This window comes from Arsenicicoccus dermatophilus (assembly GCF_046267915.1).
Taxonomy (GTDB): domain Bacteria; phylum Actinomycetota; class Actinomycetes; order Actinomycetales; family Dermatophilaceae; genus Arsenicicoccus; species Arsenicicoccus dermatophilus_A.
On the sequence record NZ_CP176520.1, the window covers coordinates 1,087,515 to 1,108,212 of the forward strand.

26 protein-coding genes and 1 tRNA gene are annotated in these 20,698 nt (G+C 72.9%); 22 read left to right on the top strand and 5 right to left on the bottom strand.

Translation table 11 applies throughout. From position 1 onward, the window contains the following. Positions 1 to 11: 11 nt before the first annotated feature. Positions 12 to 1,247, bottom strand: coding sequence for a SpoIID/LytB domain-containing protein (locus tag ACK2IS_RS05385; protein ID WP_409485122.1), 1,236 nt, complete (start codon positions 1,245 to 1,247; stop codon positions 12 to 14). Positions 1,248 to 1,628: 381 nt separating this feature from the next. On the opposite strand from ACK2IS_RS05385, the gene ACK2IS_RS05390 reads away from it, so the two are divergent. Continuing rightward, positions 1,629 to 2,526 (top strand): IS5 family transposase gene (locus ACK2IS_RS05390; protein WP_409483857.1). Its coding sequence is split into 2 segments (ribosomal slippage): positions 1,629 to 1,988 and positions 1,990 to 2,526, totalling 897 coding nucleotides; the frame shifts between segments, so codons are not numbered across the junction. Here ACK2IS_RS05390 and ACK2IS_RS05395 read toward each other — a convergent pair. Then, entirely contained in the window at positions 2,523 to 3,233 is a 711-nt protein-coding gene (locus ACK2IS_RS05395) for a TIGR03089 family protein (RefSeq protein ID WP_409485123.1), read from the bottom strand. The two genes, ACK2IS_RS05390 and ACK2IS_RS05395, sit on opposite strands and share 4 nt — an antisense overlap. Before the next feature lie 56 nt (positions 3,234 to 3,289). On the opposite strand from ACK2IS_RS05395, the gene ACK2IS_RS05400 reads away from it, so the two are divergent. Both ACK2IS_RS05400 and ACK2IS_RS05405 read left to right on the top strand, forming a co-directional pair. Further along, complete coding sequence (locus tag ACK2IS_RS05400; RefSeq protein WP_409485124.1) at positions 3,290 to 4,027, top strand: hypothetical protein; 738 nt, start codon at positions 3,290 to 3,292, stop codon at positions 4,025 to 4,027. Then, entirely contained in the window at positions 4,028 to 4,924 is an 897-nt protein-coding gene (locus ACK2IS_RS05405) for a DNA-3-methyladenine glycosylase family protein (protein ID WP_409485125.1), read from the top strand. A gap of 23 nt (positions 4,925 to 4,947) precedes the next feature. On the opposite strand, the gene ACK2IS_RS05410 is transcribed toward ACK2IS_RS05405, so the two are convergent. Then, positions 4,948 to 7,575: a S8 family serine peptidase gene (locus tag ACK2IS_RS05410; RefSeq protein WP_409485126.1), complete on the bottom strand. Its 2,628-nt coding sequence runs from the start codon at positions 7,573 to 7,575 to the stop codon at positions 4,948 to 4,950. A 399-nt stretch (positions 7,576 to 7,974) separates the two neighbouring features. Here ACK2IS_RS05410 and ACK2IS_RS05415 point away from each other — a divergent pair, with 399 nt between their 5' ends. From ACK2IS_RS05415 to ACK2IS_RS05490, 16 genes are all read left to right on the top strand, one after another. Continuing rightward, complete coding sequence (locus ACK2IS_RS05415; protein ID WP_409485127.1) at positions 7,975 to 9,141, top strand: tyrosine-type recombinase/integrase; 1,167 nt, start codon at positions 7,975 to 7,977, stop codon at positions 9,139 to 9,141. Between the two features lie 301 nt (positions 9,142 to 9,442). Next, a complete protein-coding gene (locus ACK2IS_RS05420) occupies positions 9,443 to 9,649 on the top strand; it encodes an excisionase family DNA-binding protein (RefSeq protein WP_409485128.1) in 207 nt (68 codons plus the stop codon). Positions 9,650 to 9,652: 3 nt separating this feature from the next. Continuing rightward, the gene (locus ACK2IS_RS05425) at positions 9,653 to 9,925 is read left to right on the top strand and encodes a hypothetical protein (RefSeq protein ID WP_409485129.1); all 273 of its coding nucleotides are present in this window, start codon (positions 9,653 to 9,655) and stop codon (positions 9,923 to 9,925) included. Beyond that, positions 9,904 to 10,131 carry a hypothetical protein gene (locus tag ACK2IS_RS05430; RefSeq protein WP_241451343.1) on the top strand — a complete coding sequence of 76 codons (228 nt, stop codon included), beginning with the start codon at positions 9,904 to 9,906 and terminating at the stop codon, positions 10,129 to 10,131. Before ACK2IS_RS05425 ends, ACK2IS_RS05430 begins: the two co-directional genes overlap by 22 nt. Continuing rightward, positions 10,128 to 10,493 carry a hypothetical protein gene (locus ACK2IS_RS05435; RefSeq protein ID WP_409485130.1) on the top strand — a complete coding sequence of 122 codons (366 nt, stop codon included), beginning with the start codon at positions 10,128 to 10,130 and terminating at the stop codon, positions 10,491 to 10,493. Before ACK2IS_RS05430 ends, ACK2IS_RS05435 begins: the two co-directional genes overlap by 4 nt. A gap of 186 nt (positions 10,494 to 10,679) precedes the next feature. Further along, a complete protein-coding gene (locus ACK2IS_RS05440; protein WP_241451345.1) occupies positions 10,680 to 10,934 on the top strand; it encodes a hypothetical protein in 255 nt (84 codons plus the stop codon). After that, entirely contained in the window at positions 10,931 to 11,359 is a 429-nt protein-coding gene (locus ACK2IS_RS05445; protein WP_409485131.1) for a hypothetical protein, read from the top strand. The genes ACK2IS_RS05440 and ACK2IS_RS05445 overlap by 4 nt, the downstream gene beginning before the upstream one ends. Before the next feature lie 104 nt (positions 11,360 to 11,463). After that, positions 11,464 to 12,831, top strand: a complete 1,368-nt coding sequence (locus ACK2IS_RS05450) for a terminase large subunit domain-containing protein (RefSeq protein WP_409485132.1) — start codon at positions 11,464 to 11,466, stop codon at positions 12,829 to 12,831. 14 nt (positions 12,832 to 12,845) lie between these two features. Further along, entirely contained in the window at positions 12,846 to 14,138 is a 1,293-nt protein-coding gene (locus tag ACK2IS_RS05455) for a phage portal protein (protein WP_409485133.1), read from the top strand. Further along, a complete protein-coding gene (locus tag ACK2IS_RS05460; protein WP_409485134.1) occupies positions 14,135 to 14,740 on the top strand; it encodes a hypothetical protein in 606 nt (201 codons plus the stop codon). The genes ACK2IS_RS05455 and ACK2IS_RS05460 overlap by 4 nt, the downstream gene beginning before the upstream one ends. Before the next feature lie 2 nt (positions 14,741 to 14,742). Next, entirely contained in the window at positions 14,743 to 15,231 is a 489-nt protein-coding gene (locus ACK2IS_RS05465) for a hypothetical protein (RefSeq protein WP_409485135.1), read from the top strand. A gap of 5 nt (positions 15,232 to 15,236) precedes the next feature. Continuing rightward, a complete protein-coding gene (locus tag ACK2IS_RS05470; protein WP_409485136.1) occupies positions 15,237 to 15,449 on the top strand; it encodes a hypothetical protein in 213 nt (70 codons plus the stop codon). 108 nt (positions 15,450 to 15,557) lie between these two features. Further along, positions 15,558 to 15,836, top strand: coding sequence for a hypothetical protein (locus ACK2IS_RS05475; protein WP_409485137.1), 279 nt, complete (start codon positions 15,558 to 15,560; stop codon positions 15,834 to 15,836). A 203-nt stretch (positions 15,837 to 16,039) separates the two neighbouring features. After that, a complete protein-coding gene (locus tag ACK2IS_RS05480; protein ID WP_409485138.1) occupies positions 16,040 to 16,939 on the top strand; it encodes a phage major capsid protein in 900 nt (299 codons plus the stop codon). A gap of 2 nt (positions 16,940 to 16,941) precedes the next feature. After that, positions 16,942 to 17,265: a hypothetical protein gene (locus ACK2IS_RS05485; protein ID WP_409485139.1), complete on the top strand. Its 324-nt coding sequence runs from the start codon at positions 16,942 to 16,944 to the stop codon at positions 17,263 to 17,265. Continuing rightward, entirely contained in the window at positions 17,262 to 17,588 is a 327-nt protein-coding gene (locus ACK2IS_RS05490; RefSeq protein ID WP_409485140.1) for a hypothetical protein, read from the top strand. Before ACK2IS_RS05485 ends, ACK2IS_RS05490 begins: the two co-directional genes overlap by 4 nt. Before the next feature lie 73 nt (positions 17,589 to 17,661). Here ACK2IS_RS05490 and ACK2IS_RS05495 read toward each other — a convergent pair whose 3' ends face one another. Together ACK2IS_RS05495 and ACK2IS_RS05500 are read right to left on the bottom strand one after the other, a co-directional pair. Then, positions 17,662 to 17,889 carry a hypothetical protein gene (locus tag ACK2IS_RS05495; RefSeq protein WP_409485141.1) on the bottom strand — a complete coding sequence of 76 codons (228 nt, stop codon included), beginning with the start codon at positions 17,887 to 17,889 and terminating at the stop codon, positions 17,662 to 17,664. 97 nt (positions 17,890 to 17,986) lie between these two features. Further along, a tRNA-Arg gene (locus ACK2IS_RS05500) sits at positions 17,987 to 18,061 on the bottom strand. 78 nt (positions 18,062 to 18,139) lie between these two features. Between ACK2IS_RS05500 and ACK2IS_RS05505 the strand changes: the two genes are divergently transcribed. The 3 genes from ACK2IS_RS05505 to lysA are packed head-to-tail and all read left to right on the top strand — an operon-like array spanning position 18,140 to position 20,667. Continuing rightward, a complete protein-coding gene (locus tag ACK2IS_RS05505; protein ID WP_409485142.1) occupies positions 18,140 to 18,553 on the top strand; it encodes a PleD family two-component system response regulator in 414 nt (137 codons plus the stop codon). Beyond that, positions 18,550 to 19,236: a hypothetical protein gene (locus ACK2IS_RS05510; protein ID WP_409485143.1), complete on the top strand. Its 687-nt coding sequence runs from the start codon at positions 18,550 to 18,552 to the stop codon at positions 19,234 to 19,236. The genes ACK2IS_RS05505 and ACK2IS_RS05510 overlap by 4 nt, the downstream gene beginning before the upstream one ends. Before the next feature lie 3 nt (positions 19,237 to 19,239). Beyond that, positions 19,240 to 20,667, top strand: a complete 1,428-nt coding sequence (gene lysA, locus ACK2IS_RS05515; RefSeq protein ID WP_409485144.1) for a diaminopimelate decarboxylase — start codon at positions 19,240 to 19,242, stop codon at positions 20,665 to 20,667. The last annotated feature ends 31 nt before the right edge of the window (positions 20,668 to 20,698 follow it).

Below are 20,698 nucleotides of genomic sequence, written 5' to 3' on the forward strand. Positions count from 1 at the left end.
GACGGGTGAGGTCAGGCCGAGGTCGGCAGGAAGTAGGTGGAGCGCAGTGCGGTGCCGCCGACGAGGGATCGGAAGCGGTCCCCGGTGAGGTCGACGTAGCCCTTGGTGCCGGTGAGGCGCAGCGTGAGGACGCGGCCGCCCCAGTAGCCCTTGCCGTCCCGGGTGAGGACGGTCAGGGTGCGGAAGGTGCCGATGGCCGGGTAGGCCTGCTCGAGGCGGGTGACCGGGACCGAGGTGGTCCAGGTGTTGGTGGTGGGGGCCAGGCCGGCCTCGAAGGCGTCCGCCGTGCCGGGCAGGTAGCTCTTGAGCCCGTAGACCCGCTGGCCGCCGTTGGACGAGCCGAACTCGGTCAGGGCGGGGACACCGGCGGACGTGAGGATGGTGCCGGCGCTCGCGGCGACCGCGGCCCGGCTGTTGGCGGTCTCGGCGGTGATGCCGCCGAAGACCTGGCAGGCCTGGGTGTCGCAGATGTCGTACGTCGCGGCCCGCGGGCGCCGCAGGGCGGCAGCGGCGTAGGAGCGGGCGGCGACGGTCTGGGCCGCGAGCGCGGCGACCGGCCAGCTGCCGGGGCTCTCGAAGGGCACGACCTGACGGACGTAGTTCTCCATGCTGGTGGTCACGACCGGCGTGATCGTGGTCCCGGTGCGTCGGCCGGTGGCCGTGCCGAGGTAGATCGCCGCCGGCTTGAGGGTGGGGGCGAGCGCGGTCACCGTGCCGTCGGCGGGGCGGATCGTCCACAGCCCGGCGTCGGTGGAGCGCAGCGCGTAGCGCTTGCCGAGGGCGGTCGTGAACCACAGCGTGGTGGTGGTGCTGGTGCCGCCGGCGGCGGGACGGGCGACCTCCCAGGAGGTGAGCGGGACGCCCCAGTTGGTGGTGGCGAGCCGGACGACCTGGCCGGCGCCGTCGTCTGCGACCAGACCGGTCTCGGGGGCCACGCGCAGGGTGCTGCCCACCTTGCCGGCGATGCTCACCCGCACGCTGGGGTTCGCCAGGTAGGCGGCGGTGGTGCCGGGGTAGTAGTGGCCGACGATCTGCTGCCAGGTGCGACCCTGGCGGGCGGCGTTCATCGCGCCGTACTGCGACATGCCGCGGCCATGGCCGAAACCGCGCCCGGTGATCTCGATGGTCCCGTCGGCGGGCCGGGTGTAGACCTCGGCGGCCTGGGCGGACGGTGCGCCGGCGAGGACCGTGGCGGCGCAGGCGGCCGTCGTCAGTCCTGCGCCGAGCGCGCGGTGAGCAATACGCATGAGTGATCTCTCCAACACCCGGGATGGGGGCGGTCCCGGGTGGCCCTGCCGGTCAAGGAAGGGGTGGGTGGCTAGTTCGCCCCGGAGTCATAGCTACATTGTGTAACTAAATGACTACTCAGAGTATCTGAACACACCACGGCGTGAGATGGGGCCCGTTGTCAGCCCGAGGCCGCCTTTGGGCTAATCACACGCGTGTGTCTCGTGAGGTTCACGAGGGCGATGAGGCCGGTGTGACCCCTCACGCCGTCGGCCGGCAGCTCCACCACCGGCGGCGGCGTCCGACGCCAGGGTGACCAGGAAACGACCAGGGGAGCCGGCCCGAGGTGACTAGGGCGTGTCTCCCAAAGGTGAGCGTGGTGACACGCGATTGTCGGTGTCATGTCGCGGATGCAGGTGCTCTCGGATAGCGAGTGGGAGCTGATCGAGCCGTTCATGCCGTGCGCGGACGGAAAGCGGGGCAGGCGGTTTCGTGACCACCGGACCGTGGTCGAGGGGATCATCTACCGGTACCGGACCGGGATCGCGTGGCGGGACCTGCCGGGCGAGTTCGGGCCCTGGCAGACCGTGTGGAAGCGACACCGCCGGTTCGCCGGTGACGGGACCTGGGACCGGGTGCTGACGGCTCTGCTGGCCCGTGCGGACGCGGCGGGGGTCATCGACTGGGACGTCGCGGTCGACTCCACCATCACCCGCGCCCACCAGCACGCGACGAACACCACCCGCCTCGCGGGGGGATCGGTCGAATCACAAGAATCAGCGGATCGAGCCGGCTGACCACGCCATCGGCAGGTCACGCGGCGGGCTGTCGACCAAGGTCCACCAGCTGTGCGACGGCCAGGGCCGCCCGATCGTGGTGCTGCTCGGTCCCGGTCAGGGCAGCGACAGCCGGATGTTCACCAACCTGCTCGACGCCGTACGGGTCCCGCGCCCAGGCCCGGGCCGCCCACGCACGACACCGGACGCGGTCATGGCCGACAAGGCCTACTCCAGTCGAGCCCACCGCGCGCTGCTCCGGCGGCGCGGGATCACCACCGCGATCGCCGAGCCCCGCGACCAACGCGCCAACCGCACACGCCGCGGGTCCAAGGGCGGACGGCCCCCGAAGACCGACCCTGGCCTGTACGCCAAACGCCACGTCGTCGAGAACAGCTTCCAACAGCTCAAGCAATGGCGCGCCATCGCCACCCGCTACGACAAGCTCGCCCTCACCTACCGCGCCGCCATCCTCCTACGCGCCATCACCCTCTGGCTACCAGCATTAAGAGACACGCCCTAGTCCGTGATCCGCTCGGCCACCCGGATCGTGGCCACGTCGGCGTCAGGAAGGCCTGCGCCCGCCGAGCGCACCAGCACCACGGACCCGCCGCCCACCCAGTGCTCGACCATGGACCGCAGGCAGGTCTCGGCGCCCGTCCCGCCCGCCACCACCAGCGCGCGTCCGGTGCGCCCCCACAGCTCCTCGGCGTACGACATGACGCGATCGGTTGCCCGCCACGCGAGGTCCGACCCCGCCGGCCGTAGCGACGGGACGAAGCGGTCGGGGTAGGACGCCAGCTCGCGCGCCTCGTCCATGACCCCGGCCGGGACCGGCCCCGGGTGGGAGCGGGCCAGCCCGGCGAGGGTGACCAGCACCCGGTCCCCGGGGTGATCGGCGGCCAGCGCGACATCGTCGGTCACCAGCACGTCGGCGTCGGCGGCCTGCGGGCCCGTGACCAGGGTCGCGCCCACCCACCAGGTCGCCAGAGCCCAGTAGCCGAGCCGCCAGTGGGGCGGCAGCGCCAGGCCCACCGTGGCGCCGGGCTCGACCAGCAGCTCGTCCTGCAGGGCCCCGGCGGCCTTGGCGGCCCAGGTCAGCAGCACCCGGCCGCTGAGCTCGATCCGCTCGCCGTCGGTGGGGCCCCCGCTGCGGTCGTAGCACGTGATCGCGGGCTGGCTGGTGTCCCCGGACTGCAGGAGACGGATGGCGTCGGCGAGGGTCGGCACGGTGCCACCCTAGCCAGAGCGGGCTAGGGTGGCGCCAGCAGCGAGGAGGACGAGCGATGGACGCAGGACGGGCGCGGTTGTTCGGACGCGCGGCGGGGGTCGCGGCGAGCGCGGTGATGGTGGCGGGGGCGGCTCATCTGCTGCAGTCCCGGGCCGAGGCCGGCCCCCAGGTGCGGCTGTCGGGTGCGACGCTGCCCGAGTGGGTGCTGCCCACCGACCTGCTCTCCTGCGTCGACCAGGCGCACGAGCACACCCGGCTCGCCGACGACCTCGGGCTGCCTCTCGTGCTCGACGAGCTCGACGCCTGGGCCGCGCTCGGGGTGCTGGCGGCGGCGATCCGGCTCGTCGACACCGGCGGCCGCACCAGCCTGGTCGTGGACCTGGGCGCGCCGCGCTCGGCGGTCTCGCGCTGGTGCCGGGCCGTGGGCTTCCCGGTCGTGCGCGAGCTCCCGGCCGAGGCGGGCGGAGCCGACCTGGTGGTCCGGGTGCACCCGGCGCGGGTCCGGGCCGACGACGTCGACGACCTGCTGGAGCGGGCGTCCGCGGCCCTGCGCCCCGGGGGTGCGGTGGTGACGACGGTGCCGGTCGGTGACGACGGTGCGGACGGCGCCCTGGGGCGGGCCGACCTGCGCGCCCTCGTCGCCCGCGCCCACGACCTCGGCCTGGTGCTCGTCGGGGACCTGGACGGCGAGCTGGGGCACCGGCTGGCGCACCTGGCCCGGGTTGCCCGCGACGGGGACCCCGACGCCGACGGCCCCTACGCCCTGCTGCGCCTGACCTTCCGGCGGCGGTGAGTGCGCCGGATCCGGCTCGACCGGCCCCTGGACCTGGACGCCACCGTGGGGATCCTGCAGCGAGGCCGGGCCGACCCCACCGGGCGGCGCGCGGCCGACGGCTGGTGGCGGGCCCTGCGCACCCCGGACGGACCGGCGACGCTGCACGTGCGCCGGGTCGGTCCCGAGGTCCTCGGCGAGGCCTGGGGCCCGGGCGCGGACTGGACGCTGGACGCCCTCCCCGCCCTCGTCGGTGAGCACGACGACCCCTCGGGCCTGGAACCCGTCCACGACGTGGTGGCCCACGCCGTGCGCAGTGCACCGGGGTTGCGGATCGGGCGCACCGGGCTGGTCGTGGAGGCCCTCGTGCCCGCGATCGTCGAGCAGCGGGTGACCGGTCAGGAGGCCTTCGGAGGCTACCGCCGGCTGGTGCGGGACCACGGCGAGCCGGCTCCGGGGCCGGGGGGCGACCTGGGCCTGGTGGTCGCCCCGTCGGTGGCGGTGTGGCGCCAGCTGCCGTCCTGGGCCTGGCTGCGGGCGGGTGTGGACGCCGCCCGCTCCGACACGGTGATGCGGGCGCTCGCCGTGGCGTCCCGCCTGGAGGAGATCACCCGGCTCGACCTGCGCGAGGCCCACCGGCGGCTGCGGACGGTCCCGGGCATCGGGGTGTGGACCGCGGCGGAGGTGCGTCAACGGGCGCTCGGCGACCCGGACGCCGTGAGCTTCGGGGACTACCACGTGGCCAAGGACGTGGGGTGGGCGGTGCTGGGTCGCGAGCTGGACGACCACGGGCTGGCCGAGCTGCTGCGCCCGTATGCCGGCCACCGGCACCGGGTGGTGCGGCTGGTGCTGGCGACGCGGGGCGGGCGGCCCCGCCGGGGTGCCCGGATGGCGCCGCGGACCCACCTGCCTCGTTGACGGGCTCAGGGCGCCGTCCGGGATCAGGTGGTGATCAGGACGGTCGTCGCGGCCGCGGAGCCGGGGTAGAGCACGTAGCCGAGGTAGCTGCGGCCCGGGTCGAGCCCCCGCCACACCGCCCACGGCGTCGAGGCCAGACCCCCCTGGAGCAGCGAGGTGCGCGGGTTGACGGTGAAGGTCGCGACGGCAGGACCCGGCAGCGGCGTGGTCGACACGACATACCGGCTGTGGGTGAAGGTCCCTCTGCTGCCGACGGCGTAGCCCGCGACCCGGTAGCGGTAGCTGCCCGCCGCCGGGCTGCTCACGGTGACCTGCTCGTGCGCGCCGGGCCCGGCGGAGGACACCACGTCCGTCCAGGTCCCGGTGGCGTCGAGGACCTGGAGGTAGACGTCCAGGTCCTCCTCGGGGACCCCGTCCACGACGACGCGCAGGTGCGGGCTCCCGGCCGGCACCGCGAAGGTCGGGCTGGTCCACCAGGCGCCGTCAGCCACCTGCGCGGTGCCGGTGACGCCCGTGGCCAGGCCGACGGTCGGTGTGAACCGGCCGGAGGTGGGGCTGACGACGCGCAGCGGCACCCGGCCGCTGCGATCGCTCGCCCGCAGCTCGCGCGGCTGCACCAGGCCGGGGCGGGACACGACCGGCAGGTGCAGGGTGGGTCCGCTGGTGGGGGTGAGCGTGATCGTGCCCTTCACCCACGAGCCGGGGGTGGCGCCCGCGGGCTGCAGGGTCACGTCGAGGGGGACCAGGTCCCCGGCGGCGGCCGCGGTGAGGCGGGCGGGGACGGTGACGCGGTAACCCGCCAGGCTGCTGCCGACCGTCCAGGTGCCGGCCCGGGTGGCGCGGAAGGTCCGCCGCACCGTCACGGGCCCGCCCTGCCGTGACACGGCGATGGCGGGGAGGTTGAGGTCGGTGGCCGCGACGGGAGTGCGTCCGGTGACCGTCCCCCGGGTGGCGGCGAAGCCCGCCAGCTCCTCGGGGGTGACGTCCAGCAGCAGACCGGGGTCGAGCGCGGCTGCGGGGTCGACGTAGCCCGCTCCCTGGGCGAAGGGGTCGGGGGTGGAGGTGGCCCGTGCGGTGAGCATCAGCGCCGAGCGGATCGCGCTGGTCGTCCACGCCGGGTCGCCCGCGTGCCGCGCGCGCAGCAGGGCCGTCAGCCCGGACACGTGCGGGGTCGCCATCGAGGTGCCCCACTCGGCCCGCCAGGCGGGGGCCGCGGTCGTGGACCAGTCCGCGGGCACCGTGGCGGCCACCACGTCCGCCCCCGGTGCGGTGAGGTCCGGCTTCAGCAGCCCGCCCTCGGCGACCGGCGTGGGCCCGCGCCCGGAGAAGCCCTGCACGGCGTACGGCGCGGTGTAGGCCGAGGCGCCCACCGTGGTCACCCACGGCGCGACGTGGTTGACGCTCCCTGCGTCCGGTCCTGCGTTCCCCGCGGCGGCGACCACGCTGACGCCGGCGGCGTCGGCCGCGCGGAAGGCCTCGGACACCGGGTCGGTCACGTCGTCGTCGGCCCCCGAGACCGAGAAGGAGATGACGTCGACCCCGTCGGCGACCGCCTGGTCGACGGCGGCGACCGTGGAGTCGTCCAGGCAGTAGTTGTCGGGGACGCCGTCACCGTCCGCGTCGGCCCCGGCGAAGTCCCAGCAGACCTTGTAGACCGCGAGGGAGACGCCGGGGGCGATCCCGGCGCTCCTGCCGTAGGGCGAGCCCATGTCGGCGTCGGCCCCCGCGGCGGTGGAGGCCGTGTGCGAGCCGTGGCCGTCGTTGTCCCGGGGCGACCAGTAGTCCGGGGCGGTGATGCTGGTCGCGGGGGGCTTCAGGTAGGACGGGTAGTGGGTGGGAAAGGCCCGGGCCGACACGAGCTTCTGGGTGCACAGGGACGGCTGCCAGGCCTCGGTGGGCTGCCCGGGGACGGCGCCGGTGCAGCTGCCGGTGAAGCTGCCGCCGCCCGCCTTGGGCACGGTCACGGTCGCGTTGCCGTCGGTGCTCCAGGCGGTCCCCGGCGTGCTGCTCGCGCTGGTGGCGACGGCGGCGCCGCGGAAGGCCGGGTTCTCCGGCCAGACGCCGGTGTCGAGGACGCCGACCACCACCCCTCGACCGGCGGTCAGCGGGGCGCCCGGGGTGGGCGCGACCTGGCTCCACACGCCCGTGGCCCCGGTCAGACCGAGCGTGTCGGGCGTGCGGTAGACCGCGGCCCGGCGGGCACGGACGGGCTGCACCCGCGCCACGGTGGGATCCTTGCGCAGGGCGGTGACCTGCGCGGGGTCCAGCACGGCGGTGAAGCCGTTCGTGGCCAGGGTGAGCTGCCGGGAGATCGTCACGCGCGCCCGGGCTGCGGTGGCCCGCTGCCGGCTCAGCTGGTCGCCGGTGTAGGCCTGGGTCGCGGCGGCGCGGACCTGGAGCCGGTGCCCCCGCGCGGGTCGGGTGGCGGGCGCGGTGGCCGCGGGCGGAGCGGCCATGGTCACGAGGTAGAACCCCACCGGCTCCAGGGGTGCGGTCGAGGCGGTCGGCGCGGTCGGCGTCGTCGACCGGGCCGGCTGCGGGCGGGGGCTCGCCGCCGCGGGGCCCGGCGCCCCGGGGCCGGTGACGGCGAGGAGCGTGGCGAGGGGGAGCGTGAGGACGCTCAGGACACGGCGGGGGGAGAGCGCTGGCACGGGGGCTCCGATCGTGTGGTCACGACGCACAGTAGTTTTCAACTACTCAAAGTGGCGACGCGGCCCCGGGGGTGCACCCGGACGGCGGAGCGGTGCCGACGGCGGTCGTGCTGAGGGGGCGCGGCGCCCGAGCTGGGGCACCCAGGCGTCAGGGGCGCCCGGGGTATGACGAAGGCCCACCTCCCCGCATCCGTGCAGGTCGGTGGGCCTTCGGCGCCGTGGCGCCCCCAGTAGGATTCGAACCTATGGAATGCGCTACACGTTGCATGCGTCCCGACCTGGGAACTCATGCTCGTGACCTGCGATGACTCCGACTATAGACCTGCCCAGACGTAGACAGCAATACCCCCGTATGCAATAGTTCCTTGCACGGATATCGCACGATCTGAGGGGGTGCACATGGCAAGGAAGCGGTCCCGCCGAGCGTTCGGCGCGCTGCGCAAGCTGCCGTCCGGCCGGTGGCAGGCCAGCTACACCGGACCCGACCTGCAGCGGCACAACGCCCCAGCGACCTTCCAGACCAAGGGTGACGCCGAGGCGTGGCTGGGGCTCGAGGAGCACCTGGTCAGCCGCCACCACAACTACGGCGACGCATGGGTGCCCCCCAAGGCCCGCGCCCAGCGCGCGAAAGGCACGACCACGCTGCGCGAGTACGCCCCCGGCGTCATCGAGCGGCGGCACGTGCGAGGTGAGCCCCTGAAGCCCACCACCCGGCGGCTCTACACCTGGCACCTCGACCATGTGATCCTGCCGGCCCTCGGTGACCTGCCGCTGCGCTCGATCACCCCCGACGCCGTGACTGCCTGGTATGGCGGACTCGACCCCAAGACGCCCACCCGGCGCGCGCACGCTTACAGCCTCATGCGCACCGTGATGGGCCAGGCCGTCGCTGACGGACTGATCCCCAGCAATCCGTGCCAGATCACCGGGGCAGGGCAGACCAGCCGTGCCCGCGAGATCAGCCCGGTTGCACCCGAGGACGTCGCCCGGCTCGCCGCCGCCATGCCCGACCGGCTGCAGGCCCTCGTGCTGATCTGCTCCTGGTGCGGGCTGCGCTGGGGCGAGGTGGCCGAGTTGCGGCGTCGTGACGTCGACCTGGCCGCCGGCACGATCCGGGTCGAGCGCGCCGTGACCCGCGTGGACGGGAAGGACCTCGTGGGGACCCCGAAGAGCAGGGCCGGCGTGCGCACCGTGCACGTCCCGCCCGTGATGCTCCCGGCCCTGGCAGCCCACCTCGAGCAGCACGTCCAGCCCCAGCCCGATGCCCTGCTGTTCCCACGCCCCGGCACCAACGACCACATGCTGCACAAGACGTTCATGACGTCGTACTACGCCGCCCGTGAGTCAATCGGCCGGCCCGACCTACGGCTGCACGACCTCCGCCACTCCTCAGCCGTCCTGGCAGCCCAGGCGGGCGCCACGCTGGCCGAGCTGATGGCCCGGCTGGGGCACTCCACGCCCACGGCCGCCCTGCGCTACCAGCACGCCGCCCAGGGCCGCGACCAGTTGATCGCGAGCAGGATGGGAGGGGGGATGTCCATGCTCCAAAAGGATGAACTTCTCTAGCCTGTTGAATCCATGGAAAAAGTTATACATATACCCACTCAATGATGGCCAGAACGTTACAGAGCGCGCTAGGAGCCCCACACGGTCCTCGGCCGCCCCGTCACTCATAGGCAAATTCACCAGTTTCACGAGCCACAGCTATTTGCGCTTGGCCACCCACCACGACCAGGCTTTCCGTGTAGTGGACACACCGCCACGAAACGGCCTCCCACACCACCTGATTACGCACGACGGCCCCGGAGCACTCGCCAAAGTCTCTCCAGGGCCGCCTACCACTCCACGACAGAGAGGCGGCACCATCATGCCCCGCAACGCCACCACCGCGCCACGACCCCGCTACATGACGCTGCAGGAAGCAGCCATCGACACCGGCTTCACCGTCAAGACGCTTCGCCGCTGGATCAGCGATGGACGACTGCCGGCCTATCGCTTCGGGGGGCGCGTCATCCGCGTGCGCCCCGAGGACGTGGACGCGCTGGCCCGCCCCATCCCCACCGCGACGGTCTGACCCGTGACGCCCGCAACCACCCAGCGGGCAGGGGCCACCACGCAGGCCAGCGAAGAGTACGCCTGGGCGACCAACGTCGCTCGGGCAGCCCTCGCCTACCTCGACGGCAAGCCCCTCGCCCCCACACCCACTCTCGACGCCGACCGCCACATCTACCGGTGTGGCTACGACGACGGCTACCTCGCCGGACTGCGCGACGCCGTAGACGAAGCCCGCGCACGCCGCCTCATCGCAGCAGCGACAGGAGGTGCCCCGTGGCGACGGACGTCCTGGTGATCTGCCGCGAGCTCAACGGCCGCGTACCCCTGTTCAGCCCGACCGGGGGAGACGTGCACGAGCTCCTGCTCAGCGCCCGCATCCTATCCGCCGGCAAGGAACCGTTCCGCACCGTGCGGGCCTCACGCCTCCCCGACGTCATGGCCGTAGCCGAGGTCGAGGGCTGGCGCGTCGTCGAGTCCAAGGCCAGAAAGGCGGCGGGGTGAGTGAGCCTGTCGAGCTGTTCTCCAAGCTGCTGCGCCGCAAGGTACGTCCGTTCATCAAGCGCCACCAGCGCATGGTCGCTCAGCGGCGCGAGGCGGGCCAGAAGGTGGCACCGCTCCCTCTCGACCTACGGCTGTGGCTTGTCGCGAGTGCCTCGGTCGATGGCCGACGCCGCGCCACATTCGGCCGTGGCGAGTTGGCCGAGTTGCTGGACGTGGGCGACTCCTCGGCACTCCGCAAGGCAGTCCGCCGAGGAGTCGACGCGGGCCTCTATGAGCCCGGCAGCACGTCGATGGAGCTCGTCTTGTCTGCCGACCTCGTGGCCTTCGATGCCTACCGCTACACCCGCTCGGCCAGGGCCTAAGCGTGCCTCAGATTCACGTTTGCTACGCCCCGTGACTGCTAAGCGTGCCTCAGATTCACGCCTGCGTGCCTCAGATTCACGCTTAGCGTTCAAACCCGCAGGTCAGAGGGCCACGTCTTGATCTATCTACGCACCTTCTCCGAGCGTCACCGCAGCCGAACCCCAGACCCCAAGGAGCACCCCGTCATGGCCGTATGGGTCACCGACCAAGAGATCGACGCCGCAGTCGACACCTACCTTCGCGTCGTCGCCGAGCAGCCCGACCTCAACCGTCGAGAGCTCATCGCCACCGCCCGCGAACAGGGCGGCATGTACGCAGACCTCGCACAGATCGCCCTCCGCTGCCTCATCGCCGCAGGCGTCATCACGCGCCACCGGGACGGAGCCTCCTGGCGACACCGCCTCGCCTCCCACGACGAAAAGCGCGAGGTGACCGCATGACCATGCGTCCGTGCCTGCGCTGCGGTGAGCCCACCGCCGGGAGCCATTGCGAGGAGCACAGGCCCAAGCACTACCCCAAGGCCCCCGGCCACGAGCGGGGCTACGACTGGGCCTGGGTGAAGCTCAGCCGCCGCGCCCGCCGCCTCTCGCCGCTGTGCGAGGACTGCGGCGCCACCACCGACCTCACCACCGACCACTCGCCCCGAGCCTGGGAGCGCAAGGCCGCCGGACTCCCGATCCGCCTAGAGGACGTCGCAGTGGTCTGCCGGTCCTGCAACAGCAAGCGAGGACGAGCCCGACCCGTGACCGACGGTGACGACCTGGGGGGTGGGGGTGACGCTGTGCTCTCCCCGCCCCCGGCGCCAAGGCGCAAGGACCATCACACTCGCACGCCTGTTCGACTCGTGGTGGAGGGTGAGCAGTGAAGGCCGGCCCGAAGGGCGCAGCTGACCCCTCACCCTTGCCGTTCCGCCCGCGCTCGCGTGTGGAGTCCGAGCGATTCGAGGCCTTCTGCAAAAGGTTCATCACCGTGCCGAAGGGCACCGGGGCGCGGTCCCCGATGAGGCTGCGGCCCTGGCAGGTCGAGCTCGTCGGCTCCGTCCTGGACGCCGACCCTCGCCCGCGCACCGCCGGCTGGATGATGCCGCGAGGCCAGGGGAAGTCGACCCTGGTGGCCGCTCTCGGCCTGTACGACCTGCTGCTGGGCGACGAGGGCGCCGAGGTTGACGTCGTGGCCGTTGACGAGCGTCAGGCCGGGATCGTGTTCGGGACGGCCGCGCGCATGGTCGAGCTGCACGACGACCTCGCGAGCCGGGTGCAGGTCTACAAGGACAAACTCACGGTGCCCGAGCGGGGAGCCAAGTTCCAGTGCCTCCCCGCCTCGCCCAAGGCGCTCGAGGGCCTGGACCCGTCCCTGGCGATCGTGGACGAGCTGGGCGTCGTGGACCGCGACGTGTACGAGGTGCTGGTCGTGGCCCAGGGCAAGCGCGCCCAGTCCACGTTGATCGGCATCGGGACGCCCGGCCCGGACCCGCACAACAGCGTCCTGACCGACATGCGCGTCTATGCCGCCGAGCACCCCGACGACCGCACGCAGGTGTGGCGGGAGTTCAGCGCGGCCGGCTTCGAGCACCACCCGGTCGACTGCGAGCACTGCTGGGAGCTGGCGAACCCCGCGCTCGACGACTACCTGCACCGCGACGCGCTGACGGCCTTGCTGCCGCCGAAGGTGCGTGAGGCGACGTTCCGCCGTGCCCGGCTCTGCCAGTTCGTCACCGACACCGATGGGGCGTTCCTGGCGCCTGGTGTGTGGGACGCCCTGAGCACGGGCGAGGGCATCGAGGAGGGCACCGACGTCGTGCTTGCCCTCGACGGATCGTTCAGCGACGACACGACGGCACTCCTGCTCGGCACCGTGTCGACCCGGCCGCACTTCGACGTCCTGGCGACGTGGGAGCGGCCGACGAACGACGAGTCGTGGCGGGTGCCCATCGCCGAGGTCGAGGACACCATCCGCGCCGCCGCCCGCACCTACCGGGTGGTGGAGATCATCGCTGACCCCTTCCGGTGGACTCGCACGCTCCAAGCCCTAGAGGCCGAGGGCCTGCCGGTCGTGGAGTTCCCGCACTCGCCCTCCCGCCTGACTGCCGCGACGGGTGACCTGCTGAACGCCGCCAACAACGGCGAGCTGACGCACTCCGGTGACCCGCGCCTGGCCGCCCACGTCGCCGCAGCCGTGATCACCGAGGACGCCCGAGGGGTGCGCCTCGCCAAGCCCAACCGCAAGCGCAACGCCCGCAAGATCGACCTCGCCGCGTGCCTGGTCATGGCCCATTCCCGCGCCACCTGGCGCGCCACCCGCAAGCCCCCGCGACGCCGTGTGGCGTCGTTCCGATGACCGGAGGACACCTCATGCCCACTGATCTGCTCACGACGCTCCTGACCGCCCTGGACGCCCCCCAGGCCCGGTACGCATCGCTCGACCGGTACTACGCCGGCCAGCAGCCCCTCGCCTACCTGGCGCCCGAGGCCCGCGAGGCCCTGGGGGAACGGCTCGGCGCACTGAGCTCGAACCTGTGCCGCCTGGCCGTGACGTCGCTCGCGGAGCGGCTGCGGGTGACCGGCTTCACCCTCGACGGCAAGCCCTGCACGCAGCTTTGGGATGCGTGGCGCCGCTGCGATCTCGACCAACTCGCCGGGGTCGCGCACCGTGAAGCACTGGCCCTCGGCAGCGCCTACGCCCTCACCTGGGCCGGCGAGGACGGCAAGGCTTTGGTCACGGTCGAGTCTGCTCGTCAGGTCGTCACCGTGCACGACCCCGCCACCCGCGAGGTGACCGCCGCCGTGAAGCGGTGGGAGGACGGGCAGGGCACCCATGCCGTCGTCTACACCGCCGACACGATCCGCCACCACCTCGCCCCGCAGGCCGGCGCCACGGCCGGATTCCGCGTCGTCGAGACGATCGACAACCCGGTCGGCGTTGTGCCCGTCACCCCGCTGCACAACGCCGACCGGCTCCTCGGCGGCGGGGTCTCCGAGATGGCGGATCTGCTGCCCCTCGTGGACGCCCTCAACAAGACCCTGGCCGACATGCTCGTCGGCAGCGAGTACTACGCCCGGCCCCGGCGCTGGGCTACCGGCGTCGAGCTGGTGGAGGACGCGGACGGCAGGGCAGTCAACCCGTTTCCAGAGTCCGACCGCATGATGGTCTCGGAGTCGCCCGACACGAGGTTCGGGTCACTCCCGGCGGCCGACCTGTCCGCCTACACCGGCGCCGTCAGCGTCCTGACTGCTCAGGCCTCGGCGGTGTCGGGTCTGCCGAGCCACTACCTCGGGATCCTGACGAACCAGCCCGCCAGTGCTGACGCCCTGCGCGCCAGCGAGGCGTCCCTGACCGCTCGCGCCGAGGCCCGACAGGCCGTGTTCGGGCGCGCGTGGGAGCGCGTGGCGCGTCTCGTCCTGGCCGTCGAGAACGGTGTCGACCCCGCCACCGTGTCGCCGTCCGTGTCGTGGGCCGACCCCGCCACCCGCTCTGTCGCCCAGGAGGCGGACGCTGTGGTCAAGCTCTACCAGGCCGGCCTGCTGCCCGCGTCGGCCGCCCTGCGCCGGCTCGGCTACTCGGATGACGAGATCGACGCGATCCGCCGCGACATGTCCGCCGACGCCGTGGCGCGCCTCGACCTGGGCGGTGTCGTGGCCCGATGAGCAGCGAGACTCCCTACCAGAGGGCCCTTGCCGCCCTGGCCGATGGCGCGGTCACGACATGCCTGCGGGTCGTCACGGCATGGCTGGCGGGCCGTGTCGCGACGCCTGAAGCGACACGCGCCATCGCCGCGACAGTGGCGCGCGCCAACGCCCACGCTGTCGCCCTCGCCGACCTGTCGCTGGCTGCCACCCTGTCGCAGGACCTGGCGCGGCCCACCCCGGTTCTGGGCCTGACCGCCCCGGCCGGGGACCTCGACCGTCTCACCAAGGCCGCCACGACGATCCTGGGCGACCCCGAGCCCAACGCCACCGCCAGTACCCCCGACGAGCAGCACGACGCCGTGGCGCGCCGCGTGGAACGCCTCGCCCGCAACGAGCCCCTGGACGCCGCCGGCGGGGCCTTCAACGAGGCAGTGAAGCGGTCCCAGCACGTGACCGGCTACCGCCGCCAGCTCGAGGACGGCGCCTGCGAGCTGTGTCAGTGGCTGGCCAAGCGGCATCTCGACCCGCTCGGCCTCGGCCACATCTACCCCGCCAGCCAGCCCATGCACCGGCACACCGGGTGCCGGTGCCACCCCATCCCCGCCACGACAGGAGCTTGACCATGACCGACCAGACCACCACCACCGATACCAAGGACAGCAACGCCCACGGGTGGGGTACGCCCGACATACCCCACCCCGATGGGGTGCGTCAGGATCACCCCACCGATGGGGTGGATTCCACCGACCCCACCGGGACCCCCGACGGCGAGGCCCAGGACGACCCCGAGACGTTCCCGCGCGCCTACGTCGAGAAGCTGCGCCAGGAGGCCGCAGACGCCCGCGTGCGCGCCAAGGATCGCGACACCTTGGCCGAGCGCCTGCACACCGCCCTCGTCGCCGCCACCGGTCGCCTCCAGGACCCCACCGACCTCGCATTCAGCGAGGACCACCTGACCGACCCCGACGCCCTCACCGCCGCCGTCGACGAGCTCCTGGCCCGCAAGCCCCACCTCGCCAGCCGCCGGCCGCACGGGGCGATCGGACAGGGCGCCACGAACGCCGGCCAGTCCGTCGACCTCGCGGGCATGCTCCGCCGAGCGGCCGGGTGAGCGCCATGAAGACCTTCACCCTCACCACCCACCGCTCGTCGCAGACAGTGACCGCCGCGACGTGGCAGGAGCGCGGGACCTTCGTCGTGTTCCTCGACGACGACGGGAACGACGTGCTGGCCGTCCCGGCGACCAGCGTCCGCAGCATCGCGCCGGGCACCACGACCCCGCCGACAGAGGTCCCCGAGCGCATCCGCCCCGTGAGAAGGCTCATCTGAGGGGTCCACCCCGTCAGCACACCTTCCCGCACACCCTCTGGCACCAGTCCCAGCATTCCAGCACCGCGCCCAGCACCACAGCATCACTTAGAGCATAGGAAGGACCACATGACGACCACGACCGGCACACCTCCCAGCACCACCTCGACCAAGGTCCGCGAGAACCGCGTCCGCCGCATCGCCGCCCGCCGGGGATACGTCCTGAGCAAGTCACGCCGCCGCGACCCCGAGGCAACTGACTACTCTCTGTGGACCGTGGCGGAGGACGACGGGACGACGGTCTACGCCACCACGAACAGGGGCATCGAGCGCATGCAGAACGTCCAGCTGCACCACGTCGAAGCCTTCCTCGCCGGCACCGAGGTCAACTTCGACGACTGGCGCTGACCCCGGACACGACGATGCCCCGGCACCCCTCCCGGGGCCGGGGCATCGCGCTGCGGCGACCAACCGCACACCATGCATCTCTCAATGCCTCGCCAGCATACCCCCCAGGGGTATGCTGGCGTTGAGTCCAGGAGGCTCAACCACGCTCGCGGTCCTGGCGGCCGGAACGCACCCCACCCGTTCCCCTCGTCAGGAGACCCCTCATGGCCCTTGCCACCCAGACCACCACCGCCGCCGCCGGCAGCGTCGCCACCCCCGAGCTCACCGCCGAGGACGTCAAGGCGATCCTCGTCGAGCCGCTGCGCGCCCAGTCCGTGTTCCTCGCCGCCGGCCCGCGCATCTTCGACACCGCCGGCCCCCTGCGCCTGCCGAAGAACGGCGGCCCCATCACCGACCCCGGCTGGACCGGGGAGAACGAGCAGATCCCGGAGCGCGACGTCGACTTCGACGAGGTGAAGCTGCTCCCCTCAACCATGAAGTCGGTCAAGGTCATCACCCGCGTCTCGGCCGAGCTCGCCCGCCAGTCCGTGATCAACCTCGACCAGGCGATCCGCGACCGGCTCGTGCGCGACGTCGCCGACAAGCTCGACGCCCAGCTCCTGTCCGCGTCCGGTGACGGCGTAACGACCCCCAAGGGCCTGTTCGCCTACGCCGGCACCCAGGAGGTCAAGGTCGGTGGCGCGCTGACCCTCGACCACCTGCTCGACGCCTGGGGCAAGGCTCTGTCCGCCAACGTCGCCATGACCGCGCTCAAGTGGGTGATGACCCCCGGCGACTTCGTGGCCCTGCGCAAGATCAAGGACACCGCCGGCCGCTACCTGCTGCAGGCCGACCCCACCGCCGACGGCGTGTTCCGTGTCTGGGGCGCCCCCGTCATCGTCACCAGCCGCATCCCGAACACCACCGGCACCACCCCCACCGGCCGCGCCGCTCTCGTGGACTTCTCCCAGATCGCCGTCGCCCGCGACCTGGCCCCGAGCGTGAAGGTCCTCACCGAGCGGTACGCCGACTACGACCAGGTCGGCATCCGTGTCGTGGCCCGCTACGACGCCGCCCCGCTCAACCCCGAGGCGATCGTCAGCCTGACCGGGATCACCCGCTGACGATGACCGCACCGACCCCCGAGGCCGTTGCGCGCTTCCTGGGCAAGGGCGACGACCCCGCCGTCCTCGCCCTTGCCGGGGAGCACCTGCCCATCGTGACGGCGTTCGTGCAGGCCTACGTGCGGGACCAGGGCTTCGACGACGCCGGACACCCGGCACCCCCGCTCGCGGCCGTCATCACCTCCGCCACCGCGCGCCTGGTCGCCAATCCCGAGCACGTCGCGGCCTACACCGCCGGCGACTACTCCGAGCGTCCAGCCGTGCTCGACGGCTGGGTCTTGCCCGAGCTCGCCGTGCTGCACCGCTACCGGAAGCGGGCGCTGTGAGGCTCGCAGACCGCATCGAGCTCGTCACCGGCCGCAAGTACGTGGACGACCTCGGGAACGACGCAGTGTCCTGGGACGACCCGCAGGCCACGGTCATGCTCCCGGCGCAGGTCACCTACGCCTCCACCGCGCTGGACGCCAAGGGCAAGTTCGTCCTGAGCGAGGAGCTGCGGGTCATCTGCCCCCCGGTCACCTTCGACCCCCAGACCCAGCGGCTCCGGTGGCGGGGCCAGTGGTACACCGGCGCCGGCGAGGCCCTGATCCACATGCGCGGCGCCACACCCCACCACGTCACGATCCCCATCAAGCAGATCACCGGGTGACGCCACGACGCCCGTCCCCTGGTGGGGGCGGGCGTCGTGCGGTGAGGGGGTGCATGCACCACCCCATCGGGGCTCAGCGGCGGGTCAGCTCGCCTGGCAGATCGACGTGCTCCTGGGTCAGGAGCAGGGCCGCGAGGTGGTGCGTGGCCAGCTGCACATCGGACCAGTGGGCCATGACGGCTTCACGGGTCTCGGGGCTCATCGGGTCGTTGAGCTTGCGCGACAACTCGGCGTAGCGCGTGGCGGTCGCCGCCAGGGTCTCGACGATGTAGTCCGTGGGGTCCGACAGGGCGGTAGGCATGGTGGCACCTCTCGTGCGTGGCTGGTGTGTGGTCGCACGCAGGTTGCACGCAGAAAGGGCCTCTGACCTGTTCTCGCAGGTCAGAGGCCCTTTCGGGTGGCGCCCCCAGTAGGATTCGAACCTACGCACCCGCCTCCGGAGGGCGGTGCTCTATCCCCTGAGCTATGGGGGCAGGGTCGCAGACGTCCAGGACCAGAAAGTCCCAGCCGCAGGCTGCGGAGCATGACACTACCAGCCTAGGCTGCCAAACATGGAATGGCCCCGCGCAGCAGGTGAGTCCACCGCCACCGTCCTGGTGTGCGACGACGCCGAGCAGATCCGCACCCTCATCCGCCTCAACCTGGAGCTCGAGGGCTATGACGTCATCGAGGCAGGGGACGGGGTCGAGGCGCTCGCCATCCTGCGCGACCCCGAGATGCCTCGCCCGGACGTGGTCACCGTGGACGCCCTCATGCCCCGCCGCGACGGCTGGTGGACGGTCGGCATGATCCGGGCCGACCCGGCCCTGGCCGACATCCCGATCGTCATGGTGACCGCGTCGGTCCAGCCGCACCACCGGCAGCAGGCCGAGCAGGCCGAGGTGGACGGCTTCATCGCCAAGCCCTTCGAGCCGGACGAGCTGCTCGCCATGGTGGGCATCCTGGCGGCGTCGGGGCGGGTGTGACCGGTCCGGACGCGCTGCTCACGGCGGCGCTCGCCGGGCTCGGCCTGCCCGCCCGGGCGTCGCTGGAGCGCTGCCGGCCGCCGGCGCCGGGGGACTGGGTGACCTCGGCCGCGGTGCGGCTCGCCCGGGGCGGGCCGCAGGCCGCGGAGCTCGCGGGGCGGCTCGCGGTCGCCCTCGACTCGCGCCCCGGGGTCACCGCCCACGCCCGGCCCCCCGGCCTGGTGACGCTGACGGTGCACGACGAGGTGCTCGCCGCCATGGCGACCGCGCTGCCCGGCACCTGGGCGCAGGACGCGTGCGTGAGGGGCGGGTGCGCGCCGGTCGTGCCCGGCCCGCGCCGCCGGAGCCGGGACGACCCGGCCTACGCCGCGGTGCTCGCCCACGCCCGCCTGTGCCGCCCCCTCGTCCCGGGTGACGAGGGCGCCTCGATCCCGGCATACGACCCGGTCCCGCACCAGGTCCTGGTGCTGCTGGCGGACGCCCACCGGGTCGCGGCGCGGCTGCGCGGCGAGCACCGGCCGCACCACCTGGTGGACTGGCTCGCGGCGACCGGCTCCGCCGTGGTGACCTGGACCCAGGACGCCGACCTGTGCCGCCACGACCCCAGGCTGGTCATAGCCGCGCGTGCCACCCTGGCGAGCGCCCTGCGCGCCGCCGGACTGCCACCCAGCGAGAGGTTCTGATCGATGCACGCCCACGAGGCCGGTGCCCTGCACGCCCCCGGATACTCCGCCGCCCCCGAGTGGTTGCCCTGGCCGGCCGACGTCAACGCGCTGGAGCCCGGGCTGTGGGCCCGGACGGTCCGCAAGGACGACGAGGGCGTGCTCACCGTGGCGGACGTGCCGGTGACCGCGATCGCGGCGGAGTTCGGGACGGCGGCCTATGTCGTCGACGAGACGGACTTCCGGGCGCGGGCGCGCGACTTCCGCGAGGCCTACGACGTGGCCTTCGCCGAGGTCTGCGGCGGCGCGGACGTCTACTACGCCGGCAAGGCCTTCCTGTGCACGGCGGTCGCCCGGTGGATGGCCGAGGAGGGCCTGCACCTGGACGTGTGCTCCGGCGGCGAGCTGGAGACGGCGCTGCGCGGCGGTATGCCGGCGGCGCGGATCGGCCTGCACGGCAACAACAAGAGCATGGCCGAGCTGGAACGCGCGGTCGAGGTGGGCGTCGGACGGATCGTCGTCGACAGCCACACCGAGATCGACCGGGTGTCGGCGATCGCCCGCGAGCGCGGCGTCGAGGTCGGGGTCATGGTGCGGGTCACCGCGGGCGTCGAGGCGCACACCCACGAGTTCATCGCGACGGCGCACGAGGACCAGAAGTTCGGCTTCTCGTTGTCGACGGGGGAGGCCTTCGCGGCGTGCGAGCGGATCGTCGCGCGGCCCGGGCTGCGACTCCTGGGGCTGCACAGCCACATCGGGTCGCAGATCTTCGAGACGAGCGGCTTCGAGCTGAGCGCCCGTCGGGTGCTGGGGCTGCACGCCCGGGTCCGCGACGAGCTGGGCCTGGCCATGCCGGAGATCGACCTGGGCGGCGGCTTCGGCATCGCCTACACCACCGCGCACGACCCGATGACCCCCGCCGACCTGGCCGCGCAGATGGCCGAGATCGTGGCCCGCGAGTGCCGCGGCCTCGAGGTCGAGCCGCCGCGCGTGTCCATCGAGCCGGGCCGGGCGGTCGCGGGTCCGTCGACGTTCACGCTCTACGAGGTCGGCACCGTCAAGCGGGTGCAGGTCGACCGCGCCGCGAGCCGGCTGTACGTCGCCGTCGACGGCGGGATGAGCGACAACATCCGCACGGCGCTGTACGGCGCGGACTACTCGTGCACCCTGGCGAACCGCCGCTCCGACGCCCACCCCGCGGTCTCCCGGGTGGTGGGGCGGCACTGCGAGAGCGGCGACGTGATCGTCCGCGACGAGTACCTCCCCGCCGACGTGCGCCCCGGTGACCTGATCGCGGTGCCCGGCACGGGGGCCTACTGCCGGGCCATGGCGAGCCAGTACAACCACACCCCGCGCCCGCCGGTCGTCGCCGTGCGCGACGGCCGGGCCCGGCTGGTCGTGCGGCGGGAGACCGTGGAGGACCTGCTCGCGCTGGACGTGGACGAAGCCTGAGTCGCCCCACCTCCGCGAGACGGACGGGTCC